18 protein-coding genes are annotated in these 17,775 nt (G+C 41.7%); 5 read left to right on the top strand and 13 right to left on the bottom strand.

All coding sequences use genetic code 11. The annotated features are described in order from the left end of the window. Positions 1-29: 29 nt before the first annotated feature. Positions 30-317: a hypothetical protein gene (locus NEJAP_RS09155; protein ID WP_028470694.1), complete on the bottom strand. Its 288-nt coding sequence runs from the start codon at positions 315-317 to the stop codon at positions 30-32. Beyond that, complete coding sequence (gene ylqF, locus NEJAP_RS09150) at positions 307-1,275, bottom strand: ribosome biogenesis GTPase YlqF (protein WP_201350318.1); 969 nt, start codon at positions 1,273-1,275, stop codon at positions 307-309. Before ylqF ends, NEJAP_RS09155 begins: the two co-directional genes overlap by 11 nt. A 137-nt stretch (positions 1,276-1,412) precedes the next feature. Here ylqF and NEJAP_RS09145 point away from each other — a divergent pair, with 137 nt between their 5' ends. Next, the gene (locus tag NEJAP_RS09145; protein ID WP_201350317.1) at positions 1,413-2,639 is read left to right on the top strand and encodes an EAL and HDOD domain-containing protein; all 1,227 of its coding nucleotides are present in this window, start codon (positions 1,413-1,415) and stop codon (positions 2,637-2,639) included. Positions 2,640-2,657: 18 nt separating this feature from the next. On the opposite strand, the gene maiA is transcribed toward NEJAP_RS09145, so the two are convergent. The 9 genes from maiA to NEJAP_RS09100 form a co-directional block, all read right to left on the bottom strand. Further along, on the bottom strand, positions 2,658-3,296 hold the full coding sequence (gene maiA / locus NEJAP_RS09140; RefSeq protein WP_201350316.1) for a maleylacetoacetate isomerase: 639 nt from the start codon (positions 3,294-3,296) through the stop codon (positions 2,658-2,660). Positions 3,297-3,401: 105 nt separating this feature from the next. Next, the gene (locus tag NEJAP_RS09135; protein ID WP_201350315.1) at positions 3,402-3,599 is read right to left on the bottom strand and encodes a DUF2783 domain-containing protein; all 198 of its coding nucleotides are present in this window, start codon (positions 3,597-3,599) and stop codon (positions 3,402-3,404) included. A 17-nt stretch (positions 3,600-3,616) separates the two neighbouring features. Continuing rightward, positions 3,617-5,293, bottom strand: coding sequence for an FAD-dependent oxidoreductase (locus NEJAP_RS09130; RefSeq protein WP_201350314.1), 1,677 nt, complete (start codon positions 5,291-5,293; stop codon positions 3,617-3,619). A 197-nt stretch (positions 5,294-5,490) separates the two neighbouring features. Beyond that, positions 5,491-6,417, bottom strand: coding sequence for a LysR family transcriptional regulator (locus NEJAP_RS09125; protein WP_201350313.1), 927 nt, complete (start codon positions 6,415-6,417; stop codon positions 5,491-5,493). 132 nt (positions 6,418-6,549) lie between these two features. After that, positions 6,550-7,512, bottom strand: coding sequence for an MBL fold metallo-hydrolase (locus tag NEJAP_RS09120; RefSeq protein ID WP_201350312.1), 963 nt, complete (start codon positions 7,510-7,512; stop codon positions 6,550-6,552). A gap of 141 nt (positions 7,513-7,653) precedes the next feature. Next, on the bottom strand, positions 7,654-8,139 hold the full coding sequence (locus NEJAP_RS09115; protein ID WP_201350311.1) for a universal stress protein: 486 nt from the start codon (positions 8,137-8,139) through the stop codon (positions 7,654-7,656). 97 nt (positions 8,140-8,236) lie between these two features. Further along, positions 8,237-9,565 (bottom strand): TRAP transporter large permease, encoded by a 1,329-nt coding sequence (locus tag NEJAP_RS09110; protein ID WP_201350310.1) that lies wholly within the window; start codon positions 9,563-9,565, stop codon positions 8,237-8,239. A gap of 42 nt (positions 9,566-9,607) precedes the next feature. Next, complete coding sequence (locus tag NEJAP_RS09105; RefSeq protein ID WP_201350309.1) at positions 9,608-10,123, bottom strand: TRAP transporter small permease; 516 nt, start codon at positions 10,121-10,123, stop codon at positions 9,608-9,610. A 10-nt stretch (positions 10,124-10,133) separates the two neighbouring features. Further along, the gene (locus NEJAP_RS09100; protein WP_201350308.1) at positions 10,134-11,159 is read right to left on the bottom strand and encodes a TRAP transporter substrate-binding protein; all 1,026 of its coding nucleotides are present in this window, start codon (positions 11,157-11,159) and stop codon (positions 10,134-10,136) included. Positions 11,160-11,796: 637 nt separating this feature from the next. Between NEJAP_RS09100 and paaX the strand changes: the two genes are divergently transcribed. The 4 genes from paaX to NEJAP_RS09080 are packed head-to-tail and all read left to right on the top strand — an operon-like array spanning position 11,797 to position 15,168. Next, positions 11,797-12,717, top strand: a complete 921-nt coding sequence (gene paaX / locus NEJAP_RS09095; protein WP_201350307.1) for a phenylacetic acid degradation operon negative regulatory protein PaaX — start codon at positions 11,797-11,799, stop codon at positions 12,715-12,717. 21 nt (positions 12,718-12,738) lie between these two features. Then, positions 12,739-14,055 (top strand): hypothetical protein, encoded by a 1,317-nt coding sequence (locus tag NEJAP_RS09090; RefSeq protein WP_201350306.1) that lies wholly within the window; start codon positions 12,739-12,741, stop codon positions 14,053-14,055. 55 nt (positions 14,056-14,110) lie between these two features. Further along, the gene (locus tag NEJAP_RS09085) at positions 14,111-14,668 is read left to right on the top strand and encodes a DUF2889 domain-containing protein (RefSeq protein WP_201350305.1); all 558 of its coding nucleotides are present in this window, start codon (positions 14,111-14,113) and stop codon (positions 14,666-14,668) included. Between the two features lie 26 nt (positions 14,669-14,694). Then, on the top strand, positions 14,695-15,168 hold the full coding sequence (locus NEJAP_RS09080) for a MaoC family dehydratase (protein WP_201350304.1): 474 nt from the start codon (positions 14,695-14,697) through the stop codon (positions 15,166-15,168). Here the strand turns inward: NEJAP_RS09080 and NEJAP_RS09075 are convergent. Together NEJAP_RS09075 and NEJAP_RS09070 are read right to left on the bottom strand one after the other, a co-directional pair. Continuing rightward, positions 15,165-17,219, bottom strand: coding sequence for an EAL domain-containing protein (locus tag NEJAP_RS09075; RefSeq protein ID WP_201350303.1), 2,055 nt, complete (start codon positions 17,217-17,219; stop codon positions 15,165-15,167). The genes NEJAP_RS09080 and NEJAP_RS09075 overlap by 4 nt on opposite strands. Next, positions 17,212-17,775 carry a YfiR family protein gene (locus tag NEJAP_RS09070; RefSeq protein ID WP_201350302.1) on the bottom strand — a complete coding sequence of 188 codons (564 nt, stop codon included), beginning with the start codon at positions 17,773-17,775 and terminating at the stop codon, positions 17,212-17,214. The genes NEJAP_RS09075 and NEJAP_RS09070 overlap by 8 nt, the downstream gene beginning before the upstream one ends.

Below are 17,775 nucleotides of genomic sequence, written 5' to 3'. Positions count from 1 at the left end.
GCAGAGTCTCTATAAAGAACGGCAGAATATTATGAGTCGGCTTGTTCGTTTTCTTTTGCTTTGGCATTTGCGCGGATTTTGTCAGCTAAACGGCCACCTTGTGGTTGTTGTAGCTTATCTGCTTTGTCTTTCTCTGCCTGCTGTTTATCTAGCTCTTTTTGATAGACAGATTTTCTTTTCTTGCTCTGCTCTAAGGCTTTCTTTTTTAGGCTTTCTTTACTGTTTGGATCAGCTAACAGCTCTTCTTTAGTCGGAATATCCGATTCTCCCGTAATAAATTGGCCTACATGGCTACGCTGCTTTTTCTTACGCGTCATACTTATTTTCTCCAGACTTTCTATAATTTTGGTTTTCCAGCGCTTTTTTTGCTGCATCGGCTTCAAGCTGCAATTGTGCTTCTTCGGCTTCTTTTTGCAAACGAATAGCTTCTTCTTGTTTAAATATCCACTCAGCTACTGTTTCAAAGGTAATAGGCCCCAGCTTACCTCCTCGCATATCATGCAATAGCACCTCTGACGCTTTATGAAGGTCAACTACCCCCCCCGGGCGCAACCCTCCACGCTTACGGCCAATCTCATCTAACAACTCATCACTGCCTACAGGTAACTCTTTCAGCTTATAGCGCTCAAGCAGTCGTTGCGGGTATTCATTTAGCATGAACTGTGCAGCAAACAGTGCAACCAGTTCATATTCAATTGCTGTATCACGAATCGCACCACTTGCTGCCAAGCGATACCCCGATTCTTGATCTTCAATTTTAGGCCAAAGAAAACCCGGTGTATCCGATAACGCCATACCATTTTTTAAGATGTAGCGTTTTTGGTTTTTAGTAACAGCAGGCTCGTTACCTACTTTAGCAATTCGCCGCCCCAGTAAGGCATTAATCAATGTCGATTTTCCAACATTTGGAATACCCATAATCATGACACGTACAGGACGGTCTTGATTCACACGAACAGGTACCATCTGTTTACACATCTCTGGGATGCTATTGATCAGCTTTTTCTGGTCTTGGTCTAAGCTAATCGCTTTAATGTTTTCTAAACCATTAAAGTAATTTAACCATTGCGCTGTTTTAGTAGGGTCTGCCAAGTCGCTCTTGTTAAGGATTTTTAGTACAGGTTTTCCTTTGCGTAATGAATTAACCAATGGGTTCTCACTAGACAACGGTAAGCGCGCATCTAATACCTCTATCACGGCATCAATTTCATCCATGACCTTGGCAATTTCCTTACGGGCTTTATGCATATGTCCGGGAAACCAGTTGATCGTCATAACACTCTCCTTATCAGTAGCGCCTATTATAACGTCATGCATCAATGAAACCGTGCAATAACTGTAATAAATTTTGGCAAACTTAAAAATCACCGACTAAACTTATAGTTATATTTTATATGCAGGAAAGCTAATAAATGAATGATGCCGAAATGGGCAGCCAGGTCTTAATGGCACGCCAGCCAATTTTTGACCGACAACAACGTGTCGTTGCGTATGAAATATTGTACCGAACAGATGGCGATTCAGAAACAGCCGTTTTCCGAGGCACTGAGGCTACGAGTGAAGTACTTTTAAACGAATACACCTCTATATGTGATGCGGGTGAGGTTAGGGTTGTTCCCGCTTTTATTAACCTTACCTATGACATCGTGGTAGACGGGAATATTCCTGATCTACCCAAAAAACAGATTGTGCTCGAGTTACTCGAAGATGCCCATGTTGATGAGGCTTTTATCAATGGCGTGCGCAAACTCGCTGACCAGGGATACCGCATTGCACTGGATGATTTTATCTATAGTCCCGAGTACATTCCGCTCTTAGAAATAGCGCACATTGTTAAGATTGATGTACTTGAACATACTCACGATGAGATGGTTCAACTGATTAAAACCATTAAACCGTATAAATGCGCCTTACTTGCTGAAAAAATTGAAACGCATGAAATGCTTGATACTTGTATTTCTCTTGGATTTAAACTGTTTCAAGGCTACTTTTTATCAAGGCCTAAGCTTGTTAAGGGCAAGAAAATAAGCACAGGTCAAATAGCCCTACTACAACTAATGCAGGCATTACAGAACCCTGACGCAAAGCCAGAAGCACTTGAAAAACTGATTATCACAGACCCTGTACTCACTTATAAACTGTTGCGCATTGTTAACTCTGCCGCCTACTCTTTGATCCGCAAGGTCGAGTCAGTATCAGAAGCGATTGTTTTACTGGGTATACCGCAAGTCAAAAAGTGGACAACGCTCATAGCGATGTCTGCAAACTCAGACAAACCTGAAGAGCTGTCTCGTGCACTTCTCATTAGAGGCCGCATGTCTGAGCAAGTAGCTCAGCAGCAAAACAAGAGTAATGCGCCTAGCTATTTTATGGCAGGTATGATGTCTGGGTTACATGCTCTATTAGATATTGAACGGGATAAAATGCTTGAACAAGTCCCGTTAGGTGACGATATCAAAGAAGCTATTTGTGATGGCACAGGTGATATTGGAGTAGTACTTAACAACGTTATAAATTATGAAGCAGGTAACTGGGAATTACTGCCAACAGACTTTGACGATGTTATTTATGAAAAAGGCTACCGTGAAGCAATGGAGTGGACTCGGGAAGCCATGCAAGCCATGTCCGAGTCCATCTAACGCACCTATTACTTAGAGCTACGCACCTGGTTGTAAATCTGGGTGCGCTTTTCTAAAGGCGTCTATTTGCAAGCAGCGCTCATTAATAGCCGCAATAAGCGGATACAAAGACATATCTACTTCAAAGCGGTTTGCATTAAACACCTGAGGAACAAGGCAGATATCTGCAATGGATGGTTGATCGCCACAGCAAAAGTCAGTTTGTGCTGCCCTATTTTCTAACTTCATCTCAAGCGCTTTAAACGTTGTGTGAATCCAGTGGTGATACCATTGCATTTTCTTTTCTGCATCAACGCCCATCTCGCCCACTAAATACTGAAGCACACGTAAGTTATTAACGGGATGGATATCACATGCAATAGCCAAGGCAAAAGCTCTTTGCTGGGCTCTTTCAATAGCAGAACCTGTGAGCAGCTGAGACGTTTGTGGATACGCTTCATCTAAGTATTCACTAATCGCCATTGATTGCGTTAGTTGCACGCCATTATCTTCAAGTACAGGGACTAATGCTTGTGCGTTGCGCTCTATATGCGACTCTTCACGATGCTCACCCGTTACCAAGTTTACGGCGACTTGCTCATAAGCAAGGCCTTTTAGGTTCAAGGCAATACGAACACGGTATGCAGCTGATGATCTGCAGTAATCATATAAAATCATGTTTCTATCCCTACGTGAAATCTATCAATTTCATTCTACGATAAACATCAAAACCCGGCACTAGGCCGGGCTCTCTAAATAACATCACATACTGCTTCTTAACTATCAGCTAATATGCTCACGAGCAATTGTCATCGCTTCTTCTAATACGCCTTGATCACCAATGTGGTTGCTCAATAATAATATTAGGCGAGCATTCACATCAGCACTTTGCTCATCGGTTAGGTCTCTATGCATATCCGTGAGTACTTGATAAAAATCATCTGGACGTGGCAGGTTTGCTTCGGTAATTAATGTGCTCATTATTCATTATCTCCTGATTACTTGCCCAGTGCTTTATTCAATGCCGCGCCAACGGCTTGCTGATCAAACTGGCGCATACGTGCGGTTACTAGCTGGTCAGGACGCATCAAATAAAATGTTCCTGATGTAGCATCTAAGCGCTCATTTACTGCGCCTACTTTATCGACTAACAGCTCAACCCCTTTTGGAAGCTCAATATCCATTTCATGGCGTGCTACGATAAAGGTTTTAACGGGAACTTCTTGAGTAGCCAACACGGCAAGCTGCTCCAAAACATCTTGGCTCAGGTCTTTTTGTTGTTCAATAAATAGCAATCCATTAAACGTATTGCCTAAACATGTGAGCAGATAGTCTTCTGCACCATTACGCATTACCGGCCCGTCGGTACAAGGCGCACCAGGAACAACTTTACAAGCGAACTTGCTACTATCGGCTGTGTTCAATGATGATTCTGTCAAGATTGGTGGCACCGATAAACGGCCACTATTCACCAATGGGCGGGCAAAATTGTAGTTCTTAGCCAACTTTAGAACAGCATCACGGAAGACACGGCTAATGGCATTCTTTGGCGATATAAAGTCAGTGCTTCGTGTAGAGTTAAGGATGTTTTCATCTGCCGCAAAGACACGCTCCGGCGAGTAGCTATCGAGTAAAGACTCGGGGGCCCGGTGTTCCATAACTAGCTTTAGTTTCCACACTAGATTGTCTATATCTTCAATACCTGAGTTAGCACCACGTGCTCCAAACGGAGAAACCTGATGTGCAGCATCGCCTGCAAAGAAGATACGCCCCTTGCGGAACGCCTCCATACGACGGCATGTGAAGGTGTAAACCGATGCCCACTCTAGTTCAAACTCAACATCTTCACCTAAGAAAGCTCGCACGCGTGGAATAATGTTTTCAGGCTTCTTCTCTTCTTCAGGATCAGCATCCCAACCTAAGTCAAAATCAATACGCCATACATTATCAGCCTGACGGTGCAATAATGTTGATTGGCCTTCATGGAACGGAGGGTTAAACCAAAACCAACGCTCAGGCGGGAAGTTTTTAGGATCCATCACTACATCAGCAATTAAGAAACGATCCTGGAAAACTTGCCCTTTAGACTCTAACCCACACATAGCGCGAACTTTAGAGTTAGCACCGTCACAGGCGATCACATATTGTGCTTGGATCTGATACTCGCCTTCTGGCGTACCCACTGTTAACGTGACATGGTCATTTTCTTCAACAACGTTGATGACTTTGTTTTTCCAACGCAAATCTGCATTGTCTAGCTGACTAATGCGATCAACGTAATACTCTTCCATATAATACTGCTGAAGGTTTATAAAGCCTGGTCGACGATGATGCTCTTCTGGAAGCATGTTAAAGCTATAGACTTGCTCTTCATCCAGAAACACTCTTCCGATATTCCACGTCACACCTTTATCAACTAAGCGTTGACCTACACCCAGCCTGTCAGAAATATCCAGAAAGCGTTTGGCATAACATACTGCACGTGAGCCAACACTCACCGTATTGTTATCATCAAGAATAACAACGGGTACATCATTAAGCGCTAAATCGACAGCAGCGGCGAGCCCCATGGGTCCAGCGCCAACAACGACGACGGGATGCTTAACTGTTTTCTGGGAATCTTGATCAGCTGACCGAGCATAATGAAACTCGGGGAAAGTATAGGTATTTAACATTACAGGGGCTCTCGTTTTATGTTCTCAGGTTACATAGCGAACAGCGCTTTCATGTACTAAAGATACCGGAAACCCGCGCATTGATAATCAGGCTTAAACGAATAAGATTCTTTCTTAATAAGAAACAAAAGAGCGAACAAGCAGAATAAATACGCATTAATCATGCTAAAGACGTACTCATTATTCATTAATTTACATTAATGGACCACTTCAGCCCAAAGATCTTCTTTATGATTGATTTCCAACCATTCACGGAAAAAATCTATAAAAGCACTCACTTTTGGCGAGGTGTATTTACGATCAGGATATACGGCAAAAATTGATAATAGTTCCGGTTGATGGTCTGGAAAAACCTGCACTAGGTCACCAGACTTAACAAAGCGAGAAATAACAAAACCCGCCAAATTGGCGATACCTCGGTGATGCAAAACAGACTCTCTGACCACTAAGCTATTGTTAGCTTTTAAATCACCGCTGACAGGAACAGTACAACGCTTGCCATTTCTCTCTAGGGTCCACTGGTTTGCATTAGCCGCATACACAAACACCAAGCAATTATGTTCTTTGAGTTGTTCTGCACACTCAGGGTAGCCGTGTGTCTCAAGGTAAGTGGGTGTTGCGCAGATATACATGGGAATTTTAGAGATCTCACGCGCGATCATACTTGAATCCGGCAATTGCGGGTCAGCAATACGAATCGCCATATCAAAGCCATCACGTATGAGGTCTGGCGCCCTGTCATCTAGGGTTATATCGACCTGTACATCAGGGTGTTTATCCATAAATTCAGGAATTGCTTTTGATAGCTGCATCTGACCAAAGGTCATATTACAAGTGATACGCAGTATGCCGCGTGGCTTGCCTTGTAACTGAGAGACTAGATTTTCTGCGTCTTCTACTTCTTCCAGAATTGTTTGGCATTTTTCATAATACGCAGCACCGACGTCGGTAACGAACAAACGCCGCGTTGTTCTTTGCAATAGCTTAGCGCCGACATGCTGCTCTAGCTGTGAAACCTGCTTACTCACGGAAGAGCTGGAGATACCCATTTCTGCTGCCGCTAACGAAAAGCTTTTAAGATCAACGACACGAACAAAGACACCCATTGCAGAAAGAACATCCATCCAAACACCCCACATATTATTAGTCTGCTTAGAAGCAAGCTAACAACTGTCCGGAGAAGTTACAAGTCTTTGATTTAATGATGAGAAACGAAAAAGGCACCCTATAAGAGGGTGCCTTTGAAGAGCGAGTCATTAGTCTTGGAGTTTAGCCCATACTTCTTGATCACGCTCATCAGTCCAGATGCGCGGCCAGTCAATACCGTCAAACTCATCCCACAGACGCTGAACGTCAAATGGCAGGCAATGTTCAAAGATTGGCCACATACCGAACTGAGGGCCTAAATGGTCACGTGTAGACTCAAACGCTTTTTTAACGCTACCGCCACGTTTATGAACTTCACCGACCTTCTCGATCATACCCGTTAAGAAACCGCGTGTTTGCTCAATTGCCGCATCAACATCAGCACGACCACGAACAACAGCACCACGGCCACCAACTAATACTTCAGCTTCATATTTTTTAACTTTGTCTAGAGTCTCTGTAGACCAGTCAAAATGGAAAGCATCGCCTGTATAAAGCGCTGCAGCAGCTTCTACTAAATCACCAGCAAACAAAACTTTTTGCTTTGGAATCCAAGCAACAATGTCACCTGCCGTATGACCACGTCCACAGTACTCAAGTACTAGGTTGCCGCGGTCACCACCGAGTGGAATTTCCATACGATCATTGAAAACAATATCAGGATGCGTCAAACCAGGAATACCGTCTGGCTCGCGGAACAAACGAGGCATACGGCCAAATTCACTTGCCCAGTCCTGCATTCCACGCTCTTCAATCAAAAACTTAGTGTTTTCGTGCGCAATGATAGATTCTGCATTGTAGGCAGAAGCACCTAAGACACGAACAGCATGGTAATGAGACAGTACAAGGTATTTTACTGGCTTGTCTGTATGTTCACGTAGTTTTTCTAACCAGTCATTGGCAGCTTTTGGTGTTGCACGCGCTTCAAAAGCAACAATGAAGTCTTCACCTTCAACCGCACATATATTTGGATCGCCTTCAGCGGTTAGTGCATAAATACCATCACCTAGGATTTCCAATGTTTCGGTTTTTACGCCGAGGTCCGCAGAGGACGCAAAAGACTTCTTCGTCATATTTTTTACCTATATTTGTACTACAGTTTTTGTATTACAGTAAATTCTGATTGTTTCGATGGGTCATACGATACCGAATTCATTCTTTCTAAATAAGTAGCTAAACAGAACAATATTATTTCCTTACTAGAAACAAATAGACTACTTAAGCGGAATAATCAGCACCGGTATTTCGGTATGGTGCATAATGCGGTTTGCTGTTGAGCCCAACAAAAACTGCCCTACAGAAGAATGCGTACGCGTCCCCATCACAATAAGGTCTGCACCAATCTCTTTTGCCACTTTGAGAATGACGCGGTCAGAAGCACCCTCTTCTACTCGCGGGATAACCTGCCCTTCTTGCATGATCTCGCTTGCATCAAGCTCTGTTTCGCAAAAGCGCTCAATACGTGAAACCAGCTTATTTTTAAGATTAACGATGCTTGAGTCATGCATCTCATTCAATGCTGCATCGTTCATCATTGTTTTCATGATATTTCGTGCTGATGCACTCAATGGCTCAATCACATGTAGAAAGGTGATCTTGGCATTATAATGCCCTGCCATGCTGACTGCCGCTCTGAAAGCAGGACGAGAACCTTCTTCAATATCGGATGCATAAAGAATAGTTTTAACATCAGGTAACATTGTGACACCTCGTTTTATAGATACCCCTTAATAGATAAATAGGTATCTTGCACAGAGTAAAAAGGGTGCAAAAAGCACCCTTATATTTTCTTCGATATTATCTATAAAGTAATTCGGGCAAGAACAGCGATATAGGTGCGATCAGTGTTATCAAAATCAAACGAATGATATCAACACACCAAAATGGTGTTACACCTTTAAAGATAGTACTGGCTTTAACATCACGCAGTACCGCACTCAACACGAAAACGTTCATACCGACAGGTGGTGTAATTAAACTGATTTCAGTTACCACCACCACCACAATACCAAACCATACAAGATCAAAACCCAACTCTTGAACAAGAGGGAAAAAGATCGGGATAGTCAGTAGTAGCATTGATAGACTTTCAAATACCATTCCCAGAACAACATAAATCAGCAAAATGGCAAAGATGATCATCATCGGAGAAACATCTAGCCCTGAGACAAGCGTTAGCAAATCAGCAGGCAAACCAGCACGGTTGATAAAGTTTGAAAATATCAGTGCGCCAATAAGTACGGTAAACAGCATTGCTGATGTGCGAGCTGTATCCGTTAAAATATCGAACAAACTACCAAAGTTGAGTGATTTTCTGAAAAGCGCGATAGCAAATGCACCACCTGCACCAATCCCAGCCGCTTCAGTCGGTGTAAATATACCCAGATAAATACCACCCATAACGATACTAAAGAGTATTAATACTCCCCACACACCGTTAAGAGCCTCTAGCCGCTCTGCCCATGTGAACTTTTCACCACAAGGGCCATCTTCAGGGTTTCGCCAAACTACGTAGCGCACAGCAACCAAGTATAGCAAAATCCCCATTATTCCTGGTATAAAGCCTGCAGCAAACAACTCACGAATACTGGTCTCGGTTAAAAGACCGTAGATAACAAGAATAACGCTTGGCGGAATAAGAATGCCCAGCGTTCCACCTGCTGCTATAGAAGCAGTAGCCAATGAGTCAGCATAGCCATATTTGCGCATAGGAGGCATCGCCACCTTAGCCATTGTTGCAGATGTTGCCAAACTAGAGCCACAGATAGCTGAAAAACCACCGCATGCCACCACAGTCGCCATCGACAGACCACCTTTACGGTGACCTAAGAAAGCATAAGATGCACGGTACAACTCTTGGGATAGTCCAGATTTAGTAACAAAGTTACCCATTAGAATAAATAAAGGAATAACAGAAAGGCTGTATTCCTGTGCTGTATCAACAATTCTTTTAGCCGCCATACTAATAGAAGGCGTCCAATTAAAGTCTGTAAAATTATCGAAATTCAAACCTTGCACAGCCGCAAAGCCAAAGAACCCTACAATACCCATAGAGAATGCAATGGGGATACGTACGACAACAATCAGCAGCAGCAAAATCGCGAAACCGATTAACGCAGTTTCCATAAGGAGATACCTATAACGTTAAAGGTGAAATGAAAAGATTATTTAGTCACGATCCTGTGTGAGCATATGGTAAACACCATAAGTCATCATCAACGCCGCTGTTGCCCAACTCATAAAGGCGATATATTGCACAATTATGCCAACGGGAATCTCTAGCAACTCGGTGATCTCTTCTCTTCTGAAAGAGCGATCTGCAAATTGAAAGATTCTTACACCTAAATAGTACAGTGAACCCGACATTAACAAAGCAGAGAGTAGCCCCAGTGCTTTAAGCACAGTATTGCTCCACATCTTGTCAAGAATATCGACGACAATATGCCCACCACGCCATGTAACAATCGGCATTTCAGCAAATACAAGGATAGCAATCCCTATCTCTGTTAACTCTGTTGTGCCATCAACCGAATTACCGAAAAAATAACGACCAAAAACATCAGCACAGGTTAGTATCATCAGTAAAAACAGCGTAATGGCAGCCACCAATTCAAGAGCAAAGGCCAGCCATTGGACTGGCCCTTTCTCTTCATAGTGCGCTGTTAACCAGGCACTAAATCCCATAGCCTACTCCTTATTTACCGTAGTTTCTGGCGATAGAGCGCATCTCTTCAAGCGCTGCTTTTGCATCGACTTTGCGAGAAGCCACACTTTCGATCCATTCTTCATCCATACCTTCTACGATACCTTGGAATTCCTTAGCCATGGGACCATCGACTGCAACTTCAGTCACATTTACACCTTCATCACGTGCAGCAATTAAACCTTCAGCATCAGCTGCATCCCATGCAGCACCCGCCATTGCCGCTAGTTTTTCGCCAGAAACAGCACGAATAGCTGCACGGTCTTTTTCACTCAAACCTGCCATAAAGTCAGGGTTGATGAACATAGCAAAACTACCCAAGTACATACCACCTGGCAGAGCAACGACATTTTTAGCTACTTCTTTCAAACGTAAAGACTTCTGTTCACCCATTGGGATAAACACACCATCGATTACGCCCTGCTGCATCATTTCATAAACTTTAGGTGCTGGTGCACCTACAGCAGTCACGCCTAAACGCTTACCTAGTTCACCCTGTACACCACCGCCTAAACGAACTTTTTTCGACTTCAAGTCTGCCAAGCTAGTAATTGGATCAGCCATATGAATCTGGCCAGGCCCATGGGTGAATAATGTTAATACTTCAAGTCCATCATGCTCTTGGGCTTTAGCAAAATATTTGTTATGTACACGCCAATGAGCAACAGAGGCTGCTTCAGCACTGACACCCAATAATGGTTGCTCAATACCTTGAGTCAACTTAAAGCGACCAGGAACATAACCGTGATAACTGAAACTAGCGTCAATAGCGCCATCTTCAACCAAATCAAACATTGTCTTAGGGTGACCCAAGCCATATTCCATTTGCACTTTTACACGCCCTTCTGTCGCTTCTTCTACCCATTTAGACCATGTAGGCCATACAACGGCATTCTGCGCATGCGTGGGCGGCAACCAGCTTCCTACACGCAATACAGTATCCGACATTGCTGTTGTAGAAAGTGACATACCTAGTGTTAAGGCACCTGCAACTTTTAGGAAGTTTCTTCTTATCATTGACTTGCTCTCCTGGCTTAAGTACTCGCTTATTTTTGAGTCAGCGAAAAATCTATTATTATTAGTATCTTTTTAAAAACCTTAGGCTGCTAACGCATTGTTGCAACTCTTTTATTGCTACAAATACACTAACATCAGGCAATTTTTTGTATCATATATTCACAGTAACAACACCATAAAATTGACATCTATCAAAAGATACCTGATTTCACCTAGTGAATAACCTAGTGCATTTGCAGAAGATTATTTCCTATTTGGAAATTGTTATTTCAGCTCTTACCTCATTTAGTGATTAGCAACTCACTTTTGCACAATTAAAGGCCTATCCTATAAAAGGGCTGAATCACACCAACAAAATGACACAAGAAATCATCATAAGAAAGAAAATAATGTATCACATAGTCAATGTCAATTCCCTTATTTGCTAAGACAACTAAAGAACAGTGTGACCTCCCAGCATTATACTTAATATATTAAGTATAATACTGGGCTATTTCAATACCTATTTTTCATACGGGTATTTGTTGAACTGTTTATCAAAAGTATATGCATCCTAGGCTACCAACACCGGAGCCCAATCCTTAGCGGTAAAGTAGACGCTCTCAAATTTTTAAAGCTTCCGTGATATAATATTTTTATGAACAAACTCAAATGCATAGATGAACTCGTTGAAGAGTTTAAAAACCAACGCCCTATTCGTGGAGGCTCTCTGATCATCACTATTTATGGTGATGCAATAGCACCTCGTGGTGGATCAGTATGGCTAGGTAGCCTAATTCGCTTACTTGAACCTTTAGGTCTTAATCAACGTCTTGTTCGCACCTCTATCTTCCGTTTAACAAAAGAAGGATGGCTAACCTCTAATCAAGTCGGCAGACGTAGCTATTACAGCCTGACTGATACAGGACGCCGCCGCTTTGAAAGTGCTTTTAAGAGAATCTATGCTGAGCTCTACCCTGAATGGGAGGGAAAATGGGATATGCTCATTACCACCCAGCTGGATAATGAGTTAAGGAAAGTACTAAAGAAAGAGTTTGAGTGGCAAGGTTTTGGCAACATTGCTCCAGGGGTAATGGCACACCCAATGGCTGATTTAGTCGAAATCAATAACACGTTACAAGAGTTATGTGTTACCAACGAAATCATCCATATGAAATCAGAGTTATTTGGTAGCCATACATCAGCTTCTCTCAAGCAGCTAGTCCATGAGTGCTGGAATTTAGACCAGCTTTCAAAAGACTACCAAGCATTTCTTGATCGGTTCCGCCCTATCCTACGAGCTTTAGATAACCAAACTGATTTAGACCCAGAGCAATGCTTCTTATTAAGAACATTACTCATTCAGCATTACCGTCGATTATTACTTAGGGATCCTCGCCTGCCTGAAAAGCTATTACCGGCAGACTGGGTTGGAACATCTGCACGTGTATTATGCAGGAATATTTATAGAAAAATTTTCATGCCCGCGGAAGAGTTTTTATCTGCCACACAAGAAACAGCGGATGGCCCTTTACCAGAACCTGCCCCTCATTTTTTCAAACGCTTCGGTGGTCTTTAATTCAAAGGACCTGAGTAACTTATGATTCACATCGCCATTATTGGTAGCGGCCCATCTGGTTGTTACATCACTGACATGCTTGCAAAAAAATTACCTGAGTCTCAAGTTGATCTATTTGAAAGATTGCCCACACCTTTCGGTTTAGTCAGAGCCGGTGTTGCTCCAGACCACCAACATACAAAAAATATAACTCGACAGTTTGAGCGTACTCTTTCCCGTGAGAACGTTCGCTTTGTTGGTAATGTGCATATAGGAACAGATGTTTCTTATGCAGAGCTAAAAAAACATTACCATATTATCGTCTTTGCCAGCGGAGCCCCCATTGACCGAAAACTAGGCATTCCTGGCGAGTCTCTGGAAGGTGTTTATGGTTCTGGTGAATTTAGTCGCTGGTATAACGGACACCCTGACAACGCAAACTTAAATCCGTTGATTTCAGAAAATATTGCGGTTATCGGCAATGGCAATGTCGCTTTAGATATTCTTCGTGTGCTTTCTAAAGATGTAGAACAACTTCGTAAGAGCGATATTAGTCAAAATGCTCTAGATAAGATCAGCAACGCTAACATTAAAAACATCTATATCATTGGTCGTCGTGGGGCTGAAGATGTCAATTTCACACCGATGGAGCTTCAAGAGGTTATGTCACAATCCAATCTGACATTTCATATTGATACCTCTAACATCCCTGAACTCCCTCCCGAATATATTCAAGAGGAACGATTAAGAAACACTGCAAAGAACCTAGAGATATTTCACAATACAAAAACTCAAGTATCCACTGCAGATACGCGAAGCATCAATATACATTTTTTATTCAATCGCCCAATCAGCACTATACAAGGTGATACATCTCAAGTTTCTAGCATCGAGTTTACGCGAAATAACGCGACTAGCAGCCTATCAGCAAATTCAAAAAACCTGATTTCTCTTAATGTTGGAACTGTTATATCTGCTATAGGATACACATCCACACCGATACCCAATGTTCCATTTAACAATAACAACGGTATGTTTGAGCATCAGAATAGCTGCATAGAGTCTGACGTTTATGCTGTCGGCTGGTGCAAAAGAGGTGCAAACGGTGTCATACCCTCCAACCGAACTGATGCCGTAACATTAAGCAAAGACATTATTGCAGACTTGGAAAATACTGTTCCTCTGCCACATAAAGAGGGGTTTTCCTGTATATCTACACTATTAGATGAACGTAATATTAAATCTGTTAGTTATAATGACTGGCAAGTCATTAATAAAGCCGAAATTGATAGGGCAATAACGGGCAAGCCCCGTGAAAAGATCACTACAGTTTCCAAAATGTTGAACCTACTTAATTGACTTGATTATCAGTACCTTCAACTTTTCGACAACCCTAATATAGAAGATCAGTATCATGCCTTTATCCCCTCCTGCTAACAGAACACCGCAACATACGCGAACCGTTATCTGCAAAGGCTTTCGTCGTGAAGATGGCTTATGGGATATTGAAGGACATCTTGTAGACATTAAAGATCACGACATCATGTCTAAAGAGCGAAATGATGGAAAGATACCAGCCGGTGAAGCCATCCATGATATGGCATTGCGTATTACTATCGATCTTGACCTTAATATTGTCGATGCAGAAGCCAGTATGGATTTTACTCCTTTTGAGTACTGTAAAGGGATTAGTGAAGCTTATAAAAAATTGATTGGCCTGCAGATTAAGCCTGGCTTTACCAAGATAACAAAGACGCTCTTTAGCGGAGACAGTGGCTGCACTCACTTACTTGAGCTACTTGGCCCTATTGCGACGTCTGCCTACCAGTCTACTTACCAAGATCGTGAAAAAGAAAGCAACTGGACAGCAGGAAACGCACTGCCCGATGTAATGAATACTTGCCATAGCTGGAGCCAAAAAAGCCCGGTTGTTCAAAAGCACTGGCCTCATTTTGCCATCTTTAATGAGTAACTAAACCCATCAACGAGGAGAAGGCTATGGATCGGTATTTTGATGATTTCTCTGTAGGGGATACCTTCACTGCTCAAGGATTCACACTAAGTGAAGGCCAGATATTAGATTACGCTCTCACTTATGACCCTCAGCCTTTTCATATTGATACTCAAGCAGCATCAGAAAGCGTTTATGGTGGCTTAATTGCCAGTGGTTTTCAGACTACTTCACTGTGCTTTAGAATGGTGGTCCAAACACGCATTTTTGAAACCGTCAGCATGGGAGGCCCTGGTATCGATGAGCTACGCTTCAATGCTCCGGTTCGGCCCGGAGACACCATCCGCCCTGAAATAGAAATTGTTGATATGATTCCTTCAAAATCCAAGCCTGACAGAGGCATTTTAAGAATCAAATGCAGAGGCTACAACCAACACCGCAATGAAGTTATAAGCTTTATTGTTATTATGATGGGCAGAAGAAAACTAGCTTCGCCATTCACCCACAAGCACGTTGGCTAAGCTAGTATTTCTAGTGGTGCTTGTGTAATAAAACGCTCTGTAAATTCCTCAGCCATTATAGGCTTTGAGTAATAATAGCCTTGGCCATAATCACAACCAGCTTCTAACAACAACTCATGCTGTTTAGCCGTTTCAATACCTTCAGCGATTACTTTAAGCCCTATGCGATGAGCCATTACGATAACTGCTTCACACAGGGCTAAACTATCGTTACCACTCTCAATGCCTTTCACAAATGACTGATCTATTTTCAGTACATCTATATCTAATTCTTGAAGATAAGAAAGTGATGAATACCCCACACCAAAGTCATCAATAGACACTTCTACGCCATGATCCCTAAGCGTAATTAATTGGCTCTTAATTGAATCATTGCTCTCCATCAAAAGGCTTTCAGTAATCTCAATTGTAATCATATTCCCTGGAATGTGATTAGCCTTGAGCTGCTGCAACCAATTTTCTATCCACGCCGGATCACCCTTATACAACAAGGGTGATGTATTGATAGAGATTGGTCTTTCTTTTCCTGACATTGAGCGCCATAGAATAGATTGCTTAAGTGCATTCTCTGCAACCCAGCTACTAATTTCGCTGATTAATCCCATCTCCTCAGCTAAAGGAATAAACTGGCTAGGCCAAATAATACCCTTAGACGGATGGTTCCAGCGTACCAGTGCTTCTGCTTTAGCGACCTCTTCCGTCTTTAACTCAATGATGGGCTGATAACATAAAATAAATTCATTCTCATAAGTGGCTCGCCTTAAATCATCAGATAACATCTTCTTATTCTGTGCGTTTACTTGCAGCTCATTTGTAAAGAAACGATAGCAGTTACGTCCAGCATGCTTTGATTCATACATAGCTTGGTCTGCATGTTTTACGAGCGATTCAACATTATCACCATCATCAGGATAAACCGTTACACCGATACTCCCTGAAACAAATACTCGCTCATCTTTTAATTGGAAAGACTTAGCTAAGCACTTCAAAATATTCTCAGCAACGGCGTTTATTCTTTCTTTAGAACTTAGGTCCTGAATGATGAGAGTAAACTCATCGCCACCAAGGCGTGCGACCGTGTCTGTTCCACGCACGCACTCAACTAGCCGCTTAGAGGCCTCTGTTAGTAACAAGTCACCATAATCATGCCCTAATGTGTCGTTAATCTCTTTAAAATTATCAAGGTCTATAAAAATGAGTGAGAACTTCAAATTGTAACGATTTGAGTAGTCGATTGTTCTTTGTAGCTTTTCATAAAAAAAGTGCCGATTGGGTAACCCAGTCAAACTATCATTATATGCTTGAAGCCTAAGGTTCTTGTTTGCCAGTTCGATTTCTTTCGTTCGATCAAACACCTGAGATTCTAAGTATTGATCACGCTCCTCAATGGTACTCAACATCTGATTAAAATAACCCGTAAGGTCGGCAATTTCATCATCAGTTATTTTTTTAGCACGTAATGAATAGTCACGATTAGAGGATACTTTTTTAGCAAGTGACGCCAACTGGATAATCGGAGCAACGAACCGCTTTCTCAGACTCAACGAAATAATCAAACAAATAACAAAATTAGCTAGAATCAAAACAATAAGAAAATATAAGTAGAACTGACTTCTGTTTTCTACATAAGATTTGTCAGCCATAATCAAAAGCTTACCAAAATTCTGCTTATCAAAAACGAGGGTGTTTTTTATAATAATGTAATCACTTAAATTCTCGCCTACTGTTAGGTAAGCTTTCCTATCACCGATACTCGTAATGATAGAACCATCCGGACGACTAACGCTTGAATAGATAATCTCTTGTCTTTTATTTAGCGGATTAATAAGTTCATTAACTGTCTGATTATCATCAAAAATCACAGCAGTAATCAAATTAGGCTCTAGTATTTCAGCAATAGAGACCAGATTTTTTCGCTGCTCATTTGTCGCTGAGAACCATTCATTAACAAATAAAACACTTGCCGTAATCATCGCTGATAATGTTGATATACCTACTAACATCAGTAAAAGCTTATTTGCAATAGAGCCAGTTTTTTTGATTTTACTCATGAATTCTACCTAATCTTAAAACCTTAGAACTAAGTAGTAATCCAGATTTTTTTAAATTACTAACGCTAACCTCAAACCTTATCTTCCCTGACAAAATAAAGAAATTTATATGACCTCCTGATCTAATAAACCCTTTATTTTCGCCAATCAGCATTACTTGCTCGTTACCTAATTGGCTCAGTCTATTTTTCCAATCCAAATAATATTTTTTTGTAACAAAAACCACACTACATTTATTTATGTCACTAATAATACCTATTTCATTTACAACAATAGGTAATCGTTTAACTTTTTTGTGATCGAGCGTAATTTTAGCTACTCGAGTGAATGTCTTATCTGGACTGCAAATAGTAAAGCTATCTTGATTTAAAAAATCTGATTCCCACTTCCCAAATCTAGAGAAGTTATAAATAAAACCAGATTTAAGAATCATTTCTCGATCAAGGTTAGCGCTGAAAACAGGCGCTGAAGAAATTATCAGCACTAAAAAAAGAGCAATATAATTGTGTATTTTAAGCGTAAACCTAAAATATTTATGTAGCGTTAAAGCTAACAT

This window comes from Neptunomonas japonica JAMM 1380, from assembly GCF_016592555.1.
GTDB lineage: Bacteria > Pseudomonadota > Gammaproteobacteria > Pseudomonadales > Balneatricaceae > Neptunomonas > Neptunomonas japonica_A.
This window is presented reverse-complemented; position numbering and strand designations above follow the sequence as displayed.